Below are 17,227 nucleotides of genomic sequence, written 5' to 3'. Positions count from 1 at the left end.
TTCATTTCCTTTGTTTATGCCGAGTGCAACATCCAGTCGATTTCCAATGGAGTAATCGCTCGCTCAAATTCTGCGAGTTCACTCTGTTTGCAAGCTAGATACAAATCGATAAAGTCTCTTGAGATGTATTGAGCCAGCTCACTGTGCTCCAGTCGCTCTAGAGCTTCTGACATACGCAGAGGTAACTCAATTGCATCATCACTGAGAGTCGGTGGACATTGATCTTTGGTGTAGCTTTCACTCGCTAATACTGCGGAAAGTACTACTGCAGCGAGAATGTATGGGTTAACGTCAGCGCCTGCTATACGATGCTCTATACGGCGATTTTTGCTATCGCTGATAGGCACACGCAACGCAACACCGCGGTGGTTTTCTCCCCAATCGGCTTTGGTTGGGACGTAAGCGCCAGGAACAAAGCGACGGTAAGAGTTAACGTTAGGACAGATTAGAGCCATGGCATCGGATGTTTGTGACAGCATCGCTGCCATGGTTTGATAGAAGAAGGCGCTCGCTTGACCGTCTGATTGGCTAAAGTGGTTGTTACCATCTGTATCAACCAAGCTGAGATGAATGTGCATGCCATTACCCGCTTGCTCACTAAAAGGTTTCGCCATAAATGTGGCGTCAAATCCGTGCTGATGAGCGACCTGGCGAATCAAGCGTTTTGCGATGATGATTTCATCACATGCTCGAAGTACATCTTTAGAATGGTTGAAGTTGATTTCGAACTGCCCTGGTGCCGATTCAGATAGGGCTCCGGAAGTGTTTAAACCTTGTTCTAATGCAATTCGATTAAGGTCGGCCAAGAAATCAGCGTAGTCATCTAGTCCATCAAGGTCGTAAACCTCGGTATCTTTTTCTCGAGTTTTTTTCGTGGGGTTAATTGCCGTTAATGGTTCGCCATTTTCGCCGCGGGTTTTGTCTATTAAATAGAACTCCAGCTCGAGCGCGACACAAGGATATTGGTCTTTAGCATGCAGTGTTTGCAATATAGAAGCGAGAATGTTTCGGATGAACAGTGGGTTAGGGTGCTGCCCGGTTTCATCCATCATACTAAGCAGTAGCTGACCAACTTGTTCTTTTGCCGTCGGCATTAAGGTGCCGCTGATTGGATAGCAGAGATTATCTGGTTCTCCGAGATCTTCTCCCAACCCGGCCGTTTCAACGACGTTACCTTTGGTATCTAGGGTGATGGTCGAAAGGGGGAGGGCAACACCTTTATTCAGTTTTTCTAGAGCATCTATCGGGATGCGTTTTCCTCTTGGGGTGGCATTTATATCGGTAAAGATGAGATCGATAAATTCAATATCGGGCCATTTTTGTTTAAAATTTTGTACTTCCTGTAGATACGATTCCATTTTCTTCTCCAAATAGCCTGACGAGTAGAAATTAGAAATAACCAAATTAACAAATAAATTACAGCACTCTGAACGAGTTGTTTGTTTTTCAGGTTATTTTTAATTTAAACATGCACTTACACTGTGCTTTTGATGTTTAACGGCTGGTTTTTATGTCTTTCTGTTAACTATTTTGTAACAGTTGGTTTTGTTTTGTTCAATATAATGAGCATAAATATTCAGTTTTGAAGCCTAAAAAGTGCGTCAGATCACGTTGTGACGATAATAATGGTCATCTGTGTTGATAATTTTGTACATGGTTTGTAGGGTTTGTGTTAAATAAATTGAACACGGACATATCATGGCAGATACACACAAACCCATCATTGGTGTGGTTAGCTGCGCTAAAGAGTTGGGTGGCTATCAGATACAAGCGGTCAACGACTTTTACCTTCGCGCCATAAAGGATTTTGGAGGACTACCGATTATGTTGGCTCCCGACATGTCGGGCGATGACGTAACCACCATCCTAGACATATGTGATGGTTTTCTTTTTCCTGGCAGCCACTCTAACGTTGCGCCACATCGATACAATGCAACGCACGAAGAGAGCTACAAAGATGAAGCTCGTGATGAGCTCTCATTCACGTTAATTCGTCATGCGGTTGACCAAAACATTCCGTGCCTTGGTATTTGCCGCGGCTTTCAAGAGATGAATGTCGCACTCGGTGGCTCGTTAAACCCAGCCGTTCATGACTCCGGCTTCAATGACCATCGTGAAGCGCCTGTTGAAGATTTCGAACAAAAATACGCGCCAGCACACGCTGTGCTAGTTCAAAAACAGAGCTTATTTGAACAATGGCTGGTGCAAAATCATTGGGAAAACACCACCTTCTTTGAAGTGAACACACTACACAACCAAGGCGTCGATCAGCTTGCTCCTCTATTACAAGTAGAAGCTAAAGCCCCGGATGGCTTGGTAGAAGCATTTAGTCTTCCTAATCAAAAATTTTTCGTTGGCGTGCAGTGGCACCCAGAATGGGAAGCAAAAACCAATCATTTCTCTCAAATTTTGTTCAATGAATTTATGATGGCTACCTCTCGTTAAACGTTTGGAGCTGTATGAATGGACAATCAAGAGATTGGTAAAAATATTGTTCAGTTACGAAAAAAACATGGATTGTCACAAAGGGAACTAGCCGAGCGCGCTGGTATTACCCACAGTGCAATCTCATCCATTGAAAATGGCAAAGTGAGCCCGTCGGTCAGCTCACTACAAAAAATCGTTAATGTATTTTCTTTATCGTTATCAGAGTTTTTCACTTTTGAACAACCTTCGAACGATGAAGTGAAAGTAGTCATCAAGCCGTCAGATCTTGTGGAAATCGGAAGCGAGACGGTGTCCATGAAACTGGTAACGAATGGCGACAAAGATCAAGTCATCGGATTCTTGATCGAGGAATACGCACCTTATGGAACCACTGGTGCGGCAGAAATCAAACACGAAGGCGAAGAGATTGGCACCGTATTAGAGGGCGAAATCACTCTGGAATATAAAGGGCAATCTCATGTCATAACAGCGGGCGAGTCGTACATTATTGATACGACGAAGCCCCATCGATTTAAAAATCACACAGACAAGGCTTGTCGAATGATAAGTGCGCATACGCCAACCACATTTTAGTGGGGGCTTGCCTTGTGTGATCACAAGGAGAGCGTATGAAAACCCAAGAGCAATGGATTGAACTAAAAAACAATCTAAACATCGAAAACAGGGCGTACATTAACGGTGAATACAGTGCCGCTTTAACAGGGCAAACCATCCCGGTAGTTAACCCAGCAACAGATGAGATATTCACCGAAATCGCCCGTTGCCAAAATGAAGATGTTGATCTCGCGGTTTCATACGCTCGCCAAGCATTTCAATCCGGTCAGTGGAGCGAGAGCAGCCCAGCTCATCGCAAAGCAGTGCTTAAACAGTTTGCTGACTTGATTGATCAAAACCAAGAAGAATTGGCTCTGCTAGAAACGCTTGATACCGGTAAGCCTATCTCTCACAGCTTCTCTACCGATATCCCTGGTGCGGCGAGTGCATTACGCTGGTACGCAGAAGCAATCGACAAAGTATACGGCGAAGTTGCCCCAACCGAAAAAGATGTACACGCTTTTATTTCTCATCAACCAATTGGTGTGGTTGCTGCGGTTGTACCGTGGAACTTCCCCCTTTGGCTTGCGTGCTGGAAGCTTGGTCCTGCTTTAGCCGCTGGTAACAGCGTGATTCTAAAACCGTCAGAAAAATCTTCTCTCACCGCGATATTTCTAGGTCAACTTGCTTCTCAAGCGGGCTTACCAACAGGCGTTTTCCAAGTCGTTACGGGTTTTGGTCATGAAGCTGGCGACGCGCTGGCGAAACACCAAGACGTAGACTGCATCGCCTTCACAGGCTCGACGCGCATTGCAGGCCAACTGATGGTCAGATCGGGTGAGAGCAACCTAAAGCGCGTGTTTGCAGAAGCGGGCGGCAAGAACGCGAACATCGTGTTTGAAGATTGTGATGATTTAGACCGCGCAGCAGCAGAAACCGCCGCAGGGTGTTTCTACAACCAAGGTGAGGTGTGCGTCGCGGCAACCCGCCTGCTTGTTCACGAAAGCATCAAAGATCAGTTCTTAGAAAAAGTTATTCAAGCGTCGAAAGCGTTCACGCCAAAAGACCCAATGGACCCAAGTTCATCCATGGGAGCGCTCATCGACCAAGATCATAAATCAAAAGTGTTGGAATACATCTCGTTAGGTGAATCAGAAGGTGCAAACGTACGTTGTGGCGGCGATGTCGATGGGCAAGGTGCATTTGTTTCCCCTACCATTTTAGACAACGTCGACAACAAGATGCGTGTCGCTCAAGAGGAAATTTTTGGTCCGGTGCTGTGTGTCATTCCATTCAAAGACGAAGCGCAAGCAATTGAGATCGCTAACGATTCGAAGTACGGCTTAGGTGCTGCACTTTGGAGTAGCAATATCAACCGCGTTCATCGCGTAGCAAAACGACTGCAAGCCGGCTCGGTTTGGGTCAACAACTATAACGAAGGTGACATGACGGTCCCATTTGGTGGATTCAAAATGAGTGGAAATGGTCGAGACAAGTCTCTCCACGCGATTGAAAAATTCACCGAAACCAAAACCACTTGGATTCGCCTCCATCCTTAAGCCTGCTGACGATTACGATAAATAAAGGAATAGTTCTATGAACAAGCATACGGATTCGTTCTACGCGCACTCTGTGCCAAACATGCCGGAATACCCACAGTTGCAAAACGACATCGAGTGCGATGTGTGTGTCGTCGGTGCGGGATTTTCTGGTCTTTCTTCTGCACTACACCTTGCAGAAAAAGGTTTTAAAGTCGTTGTGCTAGAAAGCGCAAAAGTGGGCTTTGGAGCAACTGGTCGTAACGGTGGCCAAATCGTTAACAGCTACAGCCGAGATGTTGACGTGATTGAAAGCCGTTACGACCAAAACCAAGCCAAAGCTCTGTGCGATATGATTTTTGAAGGCGGCGATATCATCCGTGGCCTGATCGACAAATACGACATCAACTGTGATTACAAGCAAGGCGGCTTGTTCACGGCACTGAACAGTAAACAACTCAAAGGGCTAGAAGAACATAAGAAGAACTGGGAGCGTTACGGCAACGACCAACTGACTCTGCTTGACGCAGGAGAGGTAGAACAAGCGGTAGGCACTAAAGTATACACTGGCGGCTTACTGGATATGCGCGGTGGTCACATTCACCCGCTTAAACTGGCATTGGGTGAAGCTGCTGCGTTTACGTCTCTAGGTGGTCAAATCTTTGAGCAGTCGGCGGTCGTGTCGATTGATAAAGGTATTAACCCAGTAGTGAAAACGGCGAAAGGCAGCGTGAAGAGCAAGTACGTGGTACTGGCAGGTAACGCCTACCTTGGTGGTTTGGCACCAAACATCAGCAACAAAGCGATTCCGTGTGGCACGCAAGTGGTGGCGACTCAACCTTTGAGTGATGAGCAGCTAAAACAAGTGCTGACTAGCGACTACTGCGTTGAAGACTGTAATTACTTACTTGACTACTTCCGCTTAACTGCCGACAAGCGTTTGTTGTTCGGAGGCGGCGTGGTTTACGGCGCACGTGACCCAGAAAACATCGAAGCACTGATCCGTCCGAAGATGGAAAAAGTCTTCCCACAATTGAAAGGCATCAAGATTGATTACACCTGGACGGGTAACTTCTTGCTGACTTACTCACGCATGCCGCAATTTGGCTCGTTTGCAGACAACATTTACTACCTCCAAGGCTACAGCGGTCACGGTGTAACGTGTACTCACCTAGCAGGTAAGTTGCTGGCCGAAGCTCTGACCGGACACGCAGAACGTTTCGACGCGTTTGCTGCACTGAAACATTACTCCTTCCCGGGTGGCCGCCACTTCCAAATTCCGTTTACGGCAATGGGCGCGGCTTACTATAACCTACGTGACAAACTGGCGATTTAAGAGATAAGGAATATCAAATGAGCAAAGTAGTGAAATTTGCAGCCCTTCAACTGACGAAAAGCTGGGATCTGGAAGATAACTTAGCCAAAGCAAAAAAGGCGATTCGTGAAGCAGCACAAAACGGTGCGAACGTGATTCTTCCGCAAGAGCTGTTCGCTGCGCCTTACTTCTGCAAAAAACAAGAAGCAAAGTATTTCGAGCTTGCGGAAGAAACGGAGAATTGTCGTCTCATTAAAGAGATGAGCGCTCTGGCGAAAGAACTCGGCGTGGTTATTCCTGTTAGCTACTTTGAAAAAGCGGGCAACACGTTTTTTAACTCGCTAGTAATGATAGATGCCGATGGCACGGTACTAGATAACTACCGCAAGTCACACATTCCTGACGGTCCGGGCTACAGTGAAAAGTACTACTTTAGCCCTGGCGATACCGGTTTCAAAGTGTGGCAAACCAAGTTCGGTAAGTTCGGTGCTGGCATTTGCTGGGACCAATGGTTTCCAGAGCTTGCTCGCAGCTTGGCTCTGCACGGCGCGGAAGCGATTTTTTACCCAACGGCAATCGGTTCTGAGCCTCAAGATCCAACACTGGATTCACGTGATCACTGGCAACGTACGATGCAAGGTCACTCGGCAGCAAACCTCGTTCCAGTCATCGCGTCAAACCGAGTGGGTACTGAGGTCGATGATGGTATTGAGACCACGTTCTACGGCTCTTCTTTTATCACTGACCACACTGGTGCAAAAATTGCCGAAGCACCACGTGAAGGTGAAACCATCATTTACGCAGAAATCGATCTCGCTGCGACAGCGAAAGCGCGTCATGCGTGGGGCTTGTTCCGCGACCGTCGTCCAGACCTTTACACCAGCGTTGGCAAGCTAGCTGTTTAAAGAGGCGCTAGTATGAAGTTATCGACAACACCAGCGCAAGATGGCTTCTATTTTCCGGCTGAGTTTCAGCCGGTTAGTGAAGTTTGGCTAGCGTGGCCAGAAAGGAAAGACAATTGGCGTGATGACGCATTACCCGCGCAAGAAACCTTCGCCAGAATCGCGAACTTAATCGCGGAAGTGACCAAAGTGTGTGTGGCGGTGTGCTCGCACAACTTTGACCGAGCGCGTCAAATGCTTCACTCAGATGTACGTTTGGTGGAAATCCCATTTAACGATGCGTGGATGCGAGACATCGGGCCGACCGTGCTTGTTAACCGAGCGGGCGAGCGCCGTGGGATTAGTTGGCAATTCAACGCGTGGGGCGGCGAATACAACGGGCTTTACGACAACTGGCAGCAGGACGATCTTGTCGCTGGCTCGGTGTGCGACATCATCGGTATTGATTATTACCGCGCACCGTTTGTACTTGAAGGTGGGGCGATTCACACCGATGGTGAAGGCACCCTTTACACCACAGAGGAGTGCTTACTCAGCCCAGGACGTAATCCGCAGTTGAGCAAAGCGCAAATCGAAGAGCAGTTAAAGGCGTACCTCGGTATCGAAAAAGTCATTTGGTTGCCAAATGGTTTATTCAATGACGAAACAGACGGCCATATCGACAACCTGATGCACGTTATCGCCCCGGGTAAAGTGGTACTAAGTTGGACCGATGACCCAAGCGATCCGCAATACGCGTTATCTCGTCAAGCGGAACAAGTACTGAAATCTCAGCACGATGCGAGAGGGCGCGAGATTGAAATTGTCCGTTTGCCATTACCGGGGCCGCTGCATTACAGCGAGCGAGAAGCCAATGGTATCGACGCCAGTTCAGGAATGAGTCGACAAGCTGGCGAACGCCTAAGTGCCTCCTATGCCAACTTTCTTATCGTCAACGGGCATGTGTTCTTGCCAATGTTGGATGAAGAAACCGACGCCATTGCCATAGGTATTTTGCAAAACACGATGCCGGAGTACCAAATCATCGCGATACCGTCGAGAGAGGTTTTACTTGGCGGAGGGAACATTCACTGCATTACGCAGCAGATTCCCGCTTAAACATTAGCTCGCCGTAGAATCTGCGGCGATGATGAGTTGTCAAAAGGAATGACCATGCAACAGATACACAACCAAAGCCTTGTTTCGTTTATGGTAGCGAATCCACAACAGGGCATTGCAGTGACTAATCCGGCGACCGGAGAACTCCTCGGGTACGCACCAGTCTCAACCGAAAACGACATTTTAAATGGCATTGAACGCGCCAGTGTGGCGCAGAAAGAATGGGCGGCACTGCCAGCAAAAACGCGCGCTGGCATGCTCAATCGTTGGTTCCAACTTCTGTTAGAAAACAAAGCCGACCTTGGCCGCTTAATGACGTTAGAGCAAGGTAAGCCGCTGGTTGAAGCTCAAGGTGAAGTGCTTTACGGCGCGAGCTTTATCGAATGGTTTGCTGAAGAAGCGAAACGTACCTACGGTGAGACGATTCCTGCGCCAAGTGCAGACAAGCGTTTGGTGACCATCAAACAGCCAATTGGAGTTGCCTGTGCGATTACGCCTTGGAACTTCCCAATCGCGATGATCACGCGCAAAGCAGCGCCAGCTTTAGCGGCAGGCTGTAGCTTTGTGGTGAAGCCATCTGAATCTACGCCGCTGTCTGCGTTTGCGGTCGCAGAGCTTGCCTATCAAGCGGGTATCCCACGCGATGTGCTGCAAGTGGTTCTCGGTGAAAATTCACGTCAGGTAGGCGCTATTTTCACTTCGCATCCGTTGATTCGCAAGTTGTCTTTCACTGGCTCTACCCAAGTTGGTAGTGTGCTGATGCAGCAAAGCGCGGCGGACATTAAACGTACCTCAATGGAGCTCGGTGGCAACGCGCCGTTTATCGTATTTGATGATGCCGACATTGATGCAGCCGTGGCGGGTGCGATGGCGTCGAAATTCCGTAACGCAGGTCAAACGTGTGTGTGTGCGAATCGTTTCTACGTACATAGCAAAGTGTATGACGAGTTTGTTGCTAAGTTCGACGCTGCGGTTCAGCAGCTCAAAGTTGGTAACGGATTGGAAGAGGGGGTCAACATTGGTCCAGTGATCAGCGAGTCAGCGAAGCAAGGCATTCAAGCGTTGATCGATGGTGCTATCGAGCAAGGTGCGAAGCCGGTTTCAGAACTTAAAAAGCTCGATGGTCTATTTATGCAGCCAGTGGTTCTCAAAGACGTTACTCACGACATGAAGATTGTCTCTGAGGAAATCTTTGGCCCTGTCGCGCCAGTGATTCGTTTTGACAGCGACGAACAGCTGATCGAAATGGCGAACGACACCATCTACGGCCTTGCGTCGTACTTCTACAGCCAAAACATTCACCGTGTTTGGAAAATCGCAGAAGCGCTCGAATACGGCATGGTCGGCATTAACGAAGGTATGATCTCTACTGAAGTGGCTCCTTTCGGTGGTGTTAAGCAGTCCGGTATCGGACGTGAAGGTGCAAAACAAGGTATCGATGAATACATGGACGTGAAATATCTCTGCTTTGGCGGCAACTAATTAAGGACAAAACAATGACAAACCAACAACTGCACGAAAGAAGAAGCCAAGTTATCGCTCAAGGCATGGGCGCACTGTACCCACTTTACGTCGAGAAAGCAGAAAACGCTTACGTATGGGATATCGAAGGCAACAAATACATAGACTTTGCAGCGGGCATCGCGGTAACTAACACCGGGCATTCTCACAAACGTATCAGTGAAGCGGTAAAAGCTCAGTTGGACAACTTCTCGCACACCTGTGCGATGGTTACGCCGTACGCGTCATTCGTTGAGCTGGCTGAAAAGCTGACAGAACTTGCACCAGGTGAGACTAAGAAGAAAGCGATCTTTCTTACTACTGGCGCCGAGGCGGTCGAAAATGCCGTAAAAGTGGCACGTGCTCATACAGGTCGTAGCGGCGTGATAGCGTTTAAAGGCGGCTTTCACGGTCGCACAAACATGACTATGGGGTTAACTGGTAAAGTTGCGCCGTACAAAGCGGGCTTTGGTCCTTTCCCGAACGAAATCTACCACGCGCCTTACCCAAATGCGTTTCACGGCATCAGCGTTGAGCAAAGCTTACAAGCGATCGACGATCTATTTGCTTGTGATATTGAACCATCACGTGTTGCGGCGATCATCTTCGAGCCAGTACAAGGTGAGGGCGGCTTCTACAAAGCACCTGAAGCGTTTGCACAAGGCTTGCGTCAGCTGTGTGACAAGCACGGTATCATGCTGATTGCGGATGAGATCCAAACGGGTTTTGCCCGTACCGGTAAAATGTTTGCGACGGAGTACCTAGGCATTGAACCCGATCTAATGACAATGGCGAAAGGCATTGCTGGTGGTTTCCCAATCTCAGCTGTTGTTGGTAAAGCGGATGTAATGGACTCCGCACTGCCTGGTGGTTTAGGTGGTACTTATGCAGGCTCGCCACTCGGTTGTGTTGCTGGTCTTGAAGTGCTGAAAATCATCGAAGAAGAAGATTTGTGTGCTAAAGCGATGGGCATCGGTGAAGTGGTCAATGCACGTATGACCAAACTGCAACAATCTGTGCCTGCTATTGGTGAAATCCGTACTACGGGTGCGATGATGGCGATTGAATTTACTGACCCAGAATCAGGTAAGCCGCTACAAGAGATGACCAAATCGGTGATTTCTAAAGCGCAAGAAAATGGTCTTATCCTGCTTTCTTGTGGGGTAAAAGCGAACGTGATTCGTCTGTTGCCTCCACTGACCATCGAATCTGACGTACTGAACGAAGGCTTAGATAAGTTGGAAAAAGTGATTCTTGAAGTGGCGTAATTCACGCGCTTTTAAATAGCAATAACAAATCAAGGAAGCGGTTGGCATCAATCGTTTCCTTTTTGTTTTTTAGCGTATCTGCTGCCTATCTAAAAAGTATTGCTCAAGCTCCAAGTCGTCACTTTTATTACGGATGACTTAACAATTGGGCTCGTTCTTACTTTCCACTTAGTCGCTACTTTGTTCTCCTCGAATGTGGTTTGGTGCTCGCATTCTAAATCCCGACATCTGAAAGCCACTTGAGTCTATAATTTTATTGAGCGTCATTCCTCACTTTTTGGACTATAAAAATGAGATAGTATTCATATCCCACTTAGGTTGCTTGTCAGATTAGCAGGACGAACTTTGATAACAAAGAATACAAGGTATGCCACTTTACTCGGCTTAGTTCCCATCGCCATATTTGTAGTGGCCTTTCATTCGATAACCAACTTTTACGTCAACTCGGTAAAAGCGTCGAAAATAGATGCTTACGTAGATTATTTAAATCAAAGGTCTGCCTATTTGGACGGAGCAATAGTGAAGCAGATTGCTCAGTTAGATTTTACTTGTAGTGATAGTGATGTAAGAACTTTACGCGACCCACGTTTTTATAACCGTTACATTCGTTTTATTGCGATGACCACAGAAGGCGGAAAAACGTGTTCCACGGTTGGTAGTGAAGTGTCTCGCCCATCTAGTAGTGAACGATTTCAGATGGATGAGAACTTTTTCGCATCACTTATTTTGCCGCAACAGAATGACCAAATAGAGTGGATGGTCATTTATGATAATGAACACGTTGAAGTTTTCTGGGTGCTTGATAACAGTTGGGTTAACGAGGTAATAAAAACGCCTTGCAAAGACTGCCTATTTGTAGAGTTTAAGTATGATGAACCAATATTTGGTGATTTAACGATAAGCCGTGGCAAAGCGAATATTGCAGGAGAAGAAAGCGCACTCTCAAAAGAGTTTTTCTTTTCAGGAGAGTCTCAAGCCAACATGCTCATCAAGATATACAGCGGTGAAAAACTTAAAAATTATGCTCAGGAAAGAGTATTTTTGTGGGGCGGTCTTGTAAGTGTGCTTGCTGGTCTTGCGACTGCCTTTGCATACATATCTGGTAAAAGCTTGAGAAAATCCATTACTGGTCTAATTGAAAATGGGATTAGTAATGCAGAATTTATTCCTTACTACCAGGCGATTGTCGATAGTCGCGATGGTAAGACAGTAGGATACGAAGCTCTGATTCGATGGTCGCGGCGTGATGGAATGGTGCCACCAAATATGTTTATTGGTGCTGCAGAAGAAAGTGGCCTGATTATCTCGATGACCAATCAGCTTATTCGTAAAATCATACAAGACTTAAGTGACTTACCCGAGCATACGTGGGTCAGCATCAATATTGTTTCCTCCCATTTAGAGTCAGGTGTATTAACGAAGTTGCTGTCGGAGTTAAATTGGCCAATCTCTAATAGAATTCATTTTGAATTGACCGAGAGAATACCAGTAAAAGACACTGAGGCCGCGAAAAAAGAGATTTTGTATTTAACGAATAAAGGCTACAAGTTCAAAATTGACGATTTTGGTACCGGATATGGTGGCTTTTCTTACCTACAAGATTTGGGCATCCGGTGTGTAAAAGTGGATAAGATGTTCATTGATCCAATAGGATCTGACGACCAAAAATTGAAAGTGCTGGACTCAATTGTGTCTGCAGCGAACAAAGCGGAATGTGAGATGATTGCAGAAGGTGTAGAGAGCCAGGCTCAAGTCGAATACCTGGCTCAGCATGCGATTTACCTTATTCAAGGTTATGTTTACGCTAAACCAGAGCCCCTGACTAATCTTGCAAGCGCTTAACAGCCATAACGTCAAAACGTACCGTTTTAAAGGTGTCAGTTGCCTAGGTTAGCGCTGATTTCTGCTGATGGGGTCACACTTGAGGATTCCTAACACTCTCATTACTCCTAGAGTGTTAGGAATTAACGTTACTTAGGAGGAGAGTGCGGCTCTTTTCGTTTTGATTGACGTAATGAGCTGAGGTAGTAATGACATTACGATCATTCCCAGCATTAAGCTGTATTGCAGAGGAGTGAACGTTTCCCCCAATAGCAGTAGGCCCGAAACAATGCCTGCGACTGGGTTTGCAATACCACCAAAGGTAAAATCTACGACCGACATCCGCTGTAATAACCATACATACATGCCATACCCTAATGCGGTGTTCAGAATAATTACCCACAGTAACCCTAGAATATTCGTCATGGATACGTCCTGAACGACCGTAACATATGGCTCTGGATTGTTTATCGCCAGCACACTTGTTGCGATAGACATAATCACGCCACCCAAAATGAGCTGCCATGTTAGCACTGTCCACCAGTGCATTTTTGTACCTAGTGACTTTGTTACGCTACTTCCTATCACGATGCACATAATGGCGGAGATCATCGCAAGTAAGCCCACGGGTTCGAGAGAAATAGAGCTAGGATCAAATAAGAACCAAGCTAAAGCAATCAAAGTTGCGCCGCTTATCGCTTGAATGCCACTAGGCTGACGTTTGTAGACCGCCCAACCAAACAGCATCGCAAAAACGGGGACCGAAACCATACCAACACCAGAGATGGCAGAAGGAAGCGTCAACGCCATGACAAAAATGAGACCAAAGAAGCAAGCGATGTTGATGGTTCCTAAAACAAGCAGCACCTTCCACTCACTTCTTTTCGGAAACGAGGGCTTTATTGCCAGCAACAAAAGACCCGCAGGCAGTGCCCTTAGAGCGCCAAGTAAAACGGGAGGCCAGTCCGGTAGAGTAAACTGAGTAACAGCGTAAGTCGTCCCCCAAAAAAAGGCAGGAATCATCGCAAGTAAAATGTTCATGTTAAATATCTTTATATAGAGATAATTAAATGTAACGATATCGGCAAGGTGGCTTTTTGTAAAGTATCTTTATGTTAAAATAAAAAATATATGATGTTTGGAGAGAAATAATGGATGCAATTGATAGAGTGGTAGAGCAGTGGGCTAGGGAGAAGCCAGACCTCGACACTGAACCGATGGCAATAATGGGTCGACTAATGCGAATTGCAAAACACATGGAATCTAGGGTCGCTGAGCTACATAAGAAGTACGATCTGAAAATGGGTGAATTTGATGTGTTAGCGACACTGCGTCGAGCTGGTTCACCATATTGTCTTACTCCTTCAGCGTTAATAGAGTCGATGATGCTCACTTCGGGTGCGATGACTAATCGCTTAGATAAACTAGAGAAGAAAGGGTTTATTACCAGAACCCATAGTAAAGAAGACCGACGTAGCGTCACCGTTGAACTAACAGGGCAAGGCTTAACCTTAATTGACAAGCTAATTTTGGAGCATGTAGACGTTCAGCAATCGTTATTACATGGTTTAGAAGGCAATGAAAAAGAGCAGGTTAACCAGGCGTTAAAATTGCTATTGCCACAATTTGAGTGAGAACGCAGAAGGAGGTAGGGGATATGAAAAGCAAAGAACTAGAACAATACTTAAGTACCTTCATGTGTGCAGAAAGCGATTTCCCATTTGGGCCTGAAGCGGTTGTTTACAAAATCAAAGGCAAGATGTTTGCCATCATTGCAGAGAGAAACGGTCGGGAGTATGTCAGCGTAAAAGTAAAACCAGAAGATGGAGAAGTCTTAACGTCGCAGTTTACGGACATTATCCCGGGTTATCACTTAAATAAGCGTCATTGGATAACGGTTTATTTTAACGGTGATGTCGAGGATGGGTTGATTCAAGACTTGTGTGAACGCTCTTATGCTCTTGTCGTTGCCAAGCTGCCGAAAGCACAACGAGCGTTGCTTGGTGAGTAATCGGCAACGCACTGGCCTCTGTTGTTTTGTCGCTCGTTGCTCGTAGCCTTTACGGAAAAATTCGCACCTTTTTCATCCTCGGGCTATATAAGAATAAGAAGGTGGAAAAGGGGAATGATATGCGAGCATTATCTGAATGGCTAAAAGAATACGGGGAGAGTCACCAAAACCCTATTAACCAAAAGATTCACACAATCGCAGTTCCAGGTATCTACCTTTCTGTGGTTGGACTTATTTGGTCGATTCCCCAGATTTCATTATTAGGCTTCGAACTTAATTGGGTTTGGGTAGCAGTGATCCCCACTTGGGTTTTCTATTTTCGTTTGTCTCTGAGCGTATTCATGATGATGATCGGCTACACATTAGCGTGCATTGGCCTTATTTGGTCTCTAGAGGTATTGATGTTGCCCGTTCTGCATATTTCTATGCTCTTGTTTGGTGTATTGTGGATATTGCAATTTATCGGTCACAAGATTGAAGGTAAAAAACCGTCGTTTTTTGAGGATTTACAGTTTCTACTCATCGGCCCGATTTGGGTGTTCAGAAAACACTAGCGATAAGCAAAATCAGGCATCATCCGAATTACACAAGACATATAACGTTCAGAGATTATGTAGCTCTTACTACAGAATACCTCTCCTTCTTATTGCCACGACAAGCATTCACTTTAGATACGCACTATGATTAAAGAGGTGCCAACGCACTTTACGCTATCGAGATACTTAAACTTACGGCAAGTTTACTTTAGGGGGATGAATGTACGACCGACAATATAAATATGCCTATTGGAGAGAAGAGCGTAAAAAAGGCAAATGGCACTATATATTAAAGTCCTTCTTTATGATTTGTTGTGCATTACTGCTTGGTAAAGTCATCGGTTTGTTCATTTTTGGAGAGCTGCGTTCTTTAAGCGACATTTGGGAACAACTCCCTGCGGATGTTTTTATTATGATGCTCGTGGGTTTTCCAATTAGTGTGCTTGGTTGGTACCACGAAGAGTCAAAGTTTTTCCGGGCGCTGCGACGCAAAGAAAAGCGGTTAAAAGGCAATCAAAACAAACCGAAATAGAGTAACCTTTGTCTCTGTTTGGATTGCCACTTACCTATCTGATCGATTCTATCCCTTCCAGTCATTTAGCGTTTAGTTACGTGTTGCAAAAAGCCTTCTTAATACAACAGCCCCCAGTGTTGTGGAAATTGGTACTGTAAGAAACATTAAAAAACGAAGTTGAGCATTAGCGTATAAAGGCTCGCACTGTCATCCTTTGGGGCTGATGAAAACGCGCCAGAGCTATTATTGTAGGTGTTGAACCTTTGCCATTCTGCGTTTAGGGAAACGTTGTAATCTAGGTCGTATCTCAATCCGAGTAAGAAACTGTCTCCACTTTTTTTATCCCGACTATTAAACTGCTGACCGTAAACAATATAAGGAGTCAACTTGTTTACATTGTAACTTGTTGTCGCGTACCAAGATGAGGAAAGATTGCTGGTCTGTCCTTCTGCCATAATCACAATGTTATCGAGCTCGTATCTTAACCCTAGAGAAAACAGATCGATCGTGTTGTTTTTTTCTGTTTCAACTAGACGGTCAATGATTGTGGTTCCGCCACCGGGAGTGGATTGCTCAATGTTAGAGAGCGTCGTTGTTTGATCATAATCGCCGTGGAGGTAGGAAAAGTTCCAACGATAACTCTCTCCGCTTAGCGTTAAGTTCATCCCTGCAGTGTTGTTTGACTCAATTTCCAATTCAGTACGTTCATTGATGGTTACGTCACTATTGTCTTTAAACCCGACAAACGGCATGGCGGTAAGTACGACTTGCTCATTGAGGTCATGAATCCAGCGTGCAGATAGGCCGTTATAAGCCGTGATACCTAGAATGCTGTCATATACCTCATTCGGTGGGCGGGCTTGGGTAAAAGCGTGGCCGACATAGTTGTACTCAGACATCAAAAACAGTGGCAGTCTTAAGCGTCCTCCTCGTATTTCTATGTTTTGATAGGTATAAGCCAAATACGCCCACTCGAGCTGAGGCGAGCTCCAATGGTCTTGCGGGCGCTTTACGACTTGTGCGGATGCCCGAAATGCCTTGTGAAAATAATCGAGCTGCATGCCGAAAGTGGTATCGCAATCGAAACAAGATTCATCGCCAATAAAGCGGTTAACTAGTACCGTAGTTGGGTTATCGGATTTTGCCCACGACGTAGAGCCAAAACCACTTAAAGAAAGTTGTTCTGTTAGTTCAATCGTGGCTGAGCTCGGAAAGGTCGCGATACTCAGCGATAACATGGTTAAATATTTTTTCATATCAATTCTCCGAGCTAACCACACATAAAACATGAGCATTACTAGGGACGCTCGATGTTGGGGCATAACCAATTCTATTCGGCTTCTCTTGCATCCATGCTATGAGGTCATCAATGCTGGAGCGTGCAATCACTTTTGGCGGTCTAGCTTTACCTGAAAAAGACAAGCTTGCCCAATGCGCGTTCATTTGCGCTAAATTTTTGTTGAGAAGATAACGATAGAACTCAGCTCTTTCTGTTGATGTCGCAGGCCAGTCAGAGAGTTCAATTCGCTGGCCTTGTAAAAGTTGCGTCTTCCCTCTGTACAATTTTCGCGCTTTATTGACAGTGAGCGGAGAGAATTCGTCATTAAATGAGAAAACGGCGTAGCTCTCTGCAGCGAGAGCTTGGCAATTTAATGAAAGAAGAACAATCAGAATAAACAGATAGCGTTTTATGTAACGCAAAGGAAAAGCAACGCGAGAATGATTTCTACTCATAGAATCCA

The 17,227-nt window shown here is 45.9% G+C and carries 17 protein-coding genes; 13 read left to right on the top strand and 4 right to left on the bottom strand.

Annotated features, from left to right (window positions below; all coding sequences use genetic code 11):
- Window positions 1–14: 14 nt before the first annotated feature.
- Window positions 15–1,358: a glutamine synthetase family protein gene (locus R7E00_RS12490; protein ID WP_005377815.1), complete on the bottom strand. Its 1,344-nt coding sequence runs from the start codon at window positions 1,356–1,358 to the stop codon at window positions 15–17.
- A 340-nt stretch (window positions 1,359–1,698) separates the two neighbouring features.
- Between R7E00_RS12490 and R7E00_RS12485 the strand changes: the two genes are divergently transcribed.
- The 9 genes from R7E00_RS12485 to R7E00_RS12445 all read left to right on the top strand — a co-directional run bounded on the left by R7E00_RS12485 (window position 1,699) and on the right by R7E00_RS12445 (window position 12,445).
- Window positions 1,699–2,445 carry a gamma-glutamyl-gamma-aminobutyrate hydrolase family protein gene (locus tag R7E00_RS12485; RefSeq protein WP_005377814.1) on the top strand — a complete coding sequence of 249 codons (747 nt, stop codon included), beginning with the start codon at window positions 1,699–1,701 and terminating at the stop codon, window positions 2,443–2,445.
- Window positions 2,446–2,463: 18 nt separating this feature from the next.
- Window positions 2,464–3,021, top strand: a complete 558-nt coding sequence (gene puuR / locus R7E00_RS12480) for an HTH-type transcriptional regulator PuuR (RefSeq protein ID WP_262606103.1) — start codon at window positions 2,464–2,466, stop codon at window positions 3,019–3,021.
- A 35-nt stretch (window positions 3,022–3,056) separates the two neighbouring features.
- Window positions 3,057–4,541: an aldehyde dehydrogenase gene (locus tag R7E00_RS12475; protein ID WP_005377812.1), complete on the top strand. Its 1,485-nt coding sequence runs from the start codon at window positions 3,057–3,059 to the stop codon at window positions 4,539–4,541.
- Between the two features lie 37 nt (window positions 4,542–4,578).
- Window positions 4,579–5,856, top strand: a complete 1,278-nt coding sequence (locus R7E00_RS12470) for an NAD(P)/FAD-dependent oxidoreductase (protein WP_005377810.1) — start codon at window positions 4,579–4,581, stop codon at window positions 5,854–5,856.
- A 17-nt stretch (window positions 5,857–5,873) separates the two neighbouring features.
- Complete coding sequence (gene aguB, locus R7E00_RS12465; protein WP_140100406.1) at window positions 5,874–6,740, top strand: N-carbamoylputrescine amidase; 867 nt, start codon at window positions 5,874–5,876, stop codon at window positions 6,738–6,740.
- A gap of 12 nt (window positions 6,741–6,752) precedes the next feature.
- The gene (gene aguA, locus R7E00_RS12460; protein ID WP_262606102.1) at window positions 6,753–7,835 is read left to right on the top strand and encodes an agmatine deiminase; all 1,083 of its coding nucleotides are present in this window, start codon (window positions 6,753–6,755) and stop codon (window positions 7,833–7,835) included.
- A 54-nt stretch (window positions 7,836–7,889) separates the two neighbouring features.
- On the top strand, window positions 7,890–9,317 hold the full coding sequence (locus R7E00_RS12455; RefSeq protein ID WP_262606101.1) for an NAD-dependent succinate-semialdehyde dehydrogenase: 1,428 nt from the start codon (window positions 7,890–7,892) through the stop codon (window positions 9,315–9,317).
- Window positions 9,318–9,331: 14 nt separating this feature from the next.
- Entirely contained in the window at window positions 9,332–10,603 is a 1,272-nt protein-coding gene (gene gabT, locus R7E00_RS12450; protein ID WP_206957281.1) for a 4-aminobutyrate--2-oxoglutarate transaminase, read from the top strand.
- A gap of 519 nt (window positions 10,604–11,122) precedes the next feature.
- Entirely contained in the window at window positions 11,123–12,445 is a 1,323-nt protein-coding gene (locus R7E00_RS12445; protein ID WP_262606100.1) for an EAL domain-containing protein, read from the top strand.
- A 132-nt stretch (window positions 12,446–12,577) separates the two neighbouring features.
- Here R7E00_RS12445 and R7E00_RS12440 read toward each other — a convergent pair whose 3' ends face one another.
- On the bottom strand, window positions 12,578–13,465 hold the full coding sequence (locus tag R7E00_RS12440) for a DMT family transporter (protein WP_064353868.1): 888 nt from the start codon (window positions 13,463–13,465) through the stop codon (window positions 12,578–12,580).
- Between the two features lie 110 nt (window positions 13,466–13,575).
- Here R7E00_RS12440 and R7E00_RS12435 point away from each other — a divergent pair, with 110 nt between their 5' ends.
- From R7E00_RS12435 to R7E00_RS12420, 4 genes are all read left to right on the top strand, one after another.
- Complete coding sequence (locus R7E00_RS12435; protein ID WP_005377802.1) at window positions 13,576–14,058, top strand: MarR family winged helix-turn-helix transcriptional regulator; 483 nt, start codon at window positions 13,576–13,578, stop codon at window positions 14,056–14,058.
- Window positions 14,059–14,081: 23 nt separating this feature from the next.
- Window positions 14,082–14,435 carry an MmcQ/YjbR family DNA-binding protein gene (locus tag R7E00_RS12430; RefSeq protein ID WP_005377801.1) on the top strand — a complete coding sequence of 118 codons (354 nt, stop codon included), beginning with the start codon at window positions 14,082–14,084 and terminating at the stop codon, window positions 14,433–14,435.
- A gap of 119 nt (window positions 14,436–14,554) precedes the next feature.
- Window positions 14,555–14,989 carry a DUF962 domain-containing protein gene (locus R7E00_RS12425; protein WP_005377800.1) on the top strand — a complete coding sequence of 145 codons (435 nt, stop codon included), beginning with the start codon at window positions 14,555–14,557 and terminating at the stop codon, window positions 14,987–14,989.
- 202 nt (window positions 14,990–15,191) lie between these two features.
- A complete protein-coding gene (locus R7E00_RS12420) occupies window positions 15,192–15,503 on the top strand; it encodes a hypothetical protein (RefSeq protein WP_130546067.1) in 312 nt (103 codons plus the stop codon).
- A gap of 146 nt (window positions 15,504–15,649) precedes the next feature.
- Here the strand turns inward: R7E00_RS12420 and R7E00_RS12415 are convergent, their stop codons facing one another.
- Both R7E00_RS12415 and R7E00_RS12410 read right to left on the bottom strand, forming a co-directional pair.
- Window positions 15,650–16,741, bottom strand: a complete 1,092-nt coding sequence (locus tag R7E00_RS12415; protein WP_225478170.1) for a sulfate ABC transporter permease — start codon at window positions 16,739–16,741, stop codon at window positions 15,650–15,652.
- A gap of 1 nt (window position 16,742) precedes the next feature.
- Entirely contained in the window at window positions 16,743–17,219 is a 477-nt protein-coding gene (locus R7E00_RS12410; protein WP_025766726.1) for a hypothetical protein, read from the bottom strand.
- Between the last annotated feature and the right edge of the window lie 8 nt (window positions 17,220–17,227).

This window comes from Vibrio sp. Vb1755 (genome assembly GCF_033338635.1).
GTDB classification, from domain to species: Bacteria; Pseudomonadota; Gammaproteobacteria; order Enterobacterales; family Vibrionaceae; genus Vibrio; species Vibrio alginolyticus.
This window is presented reverse-complemented; position numbering and strand designations above follow the sequence as displayed.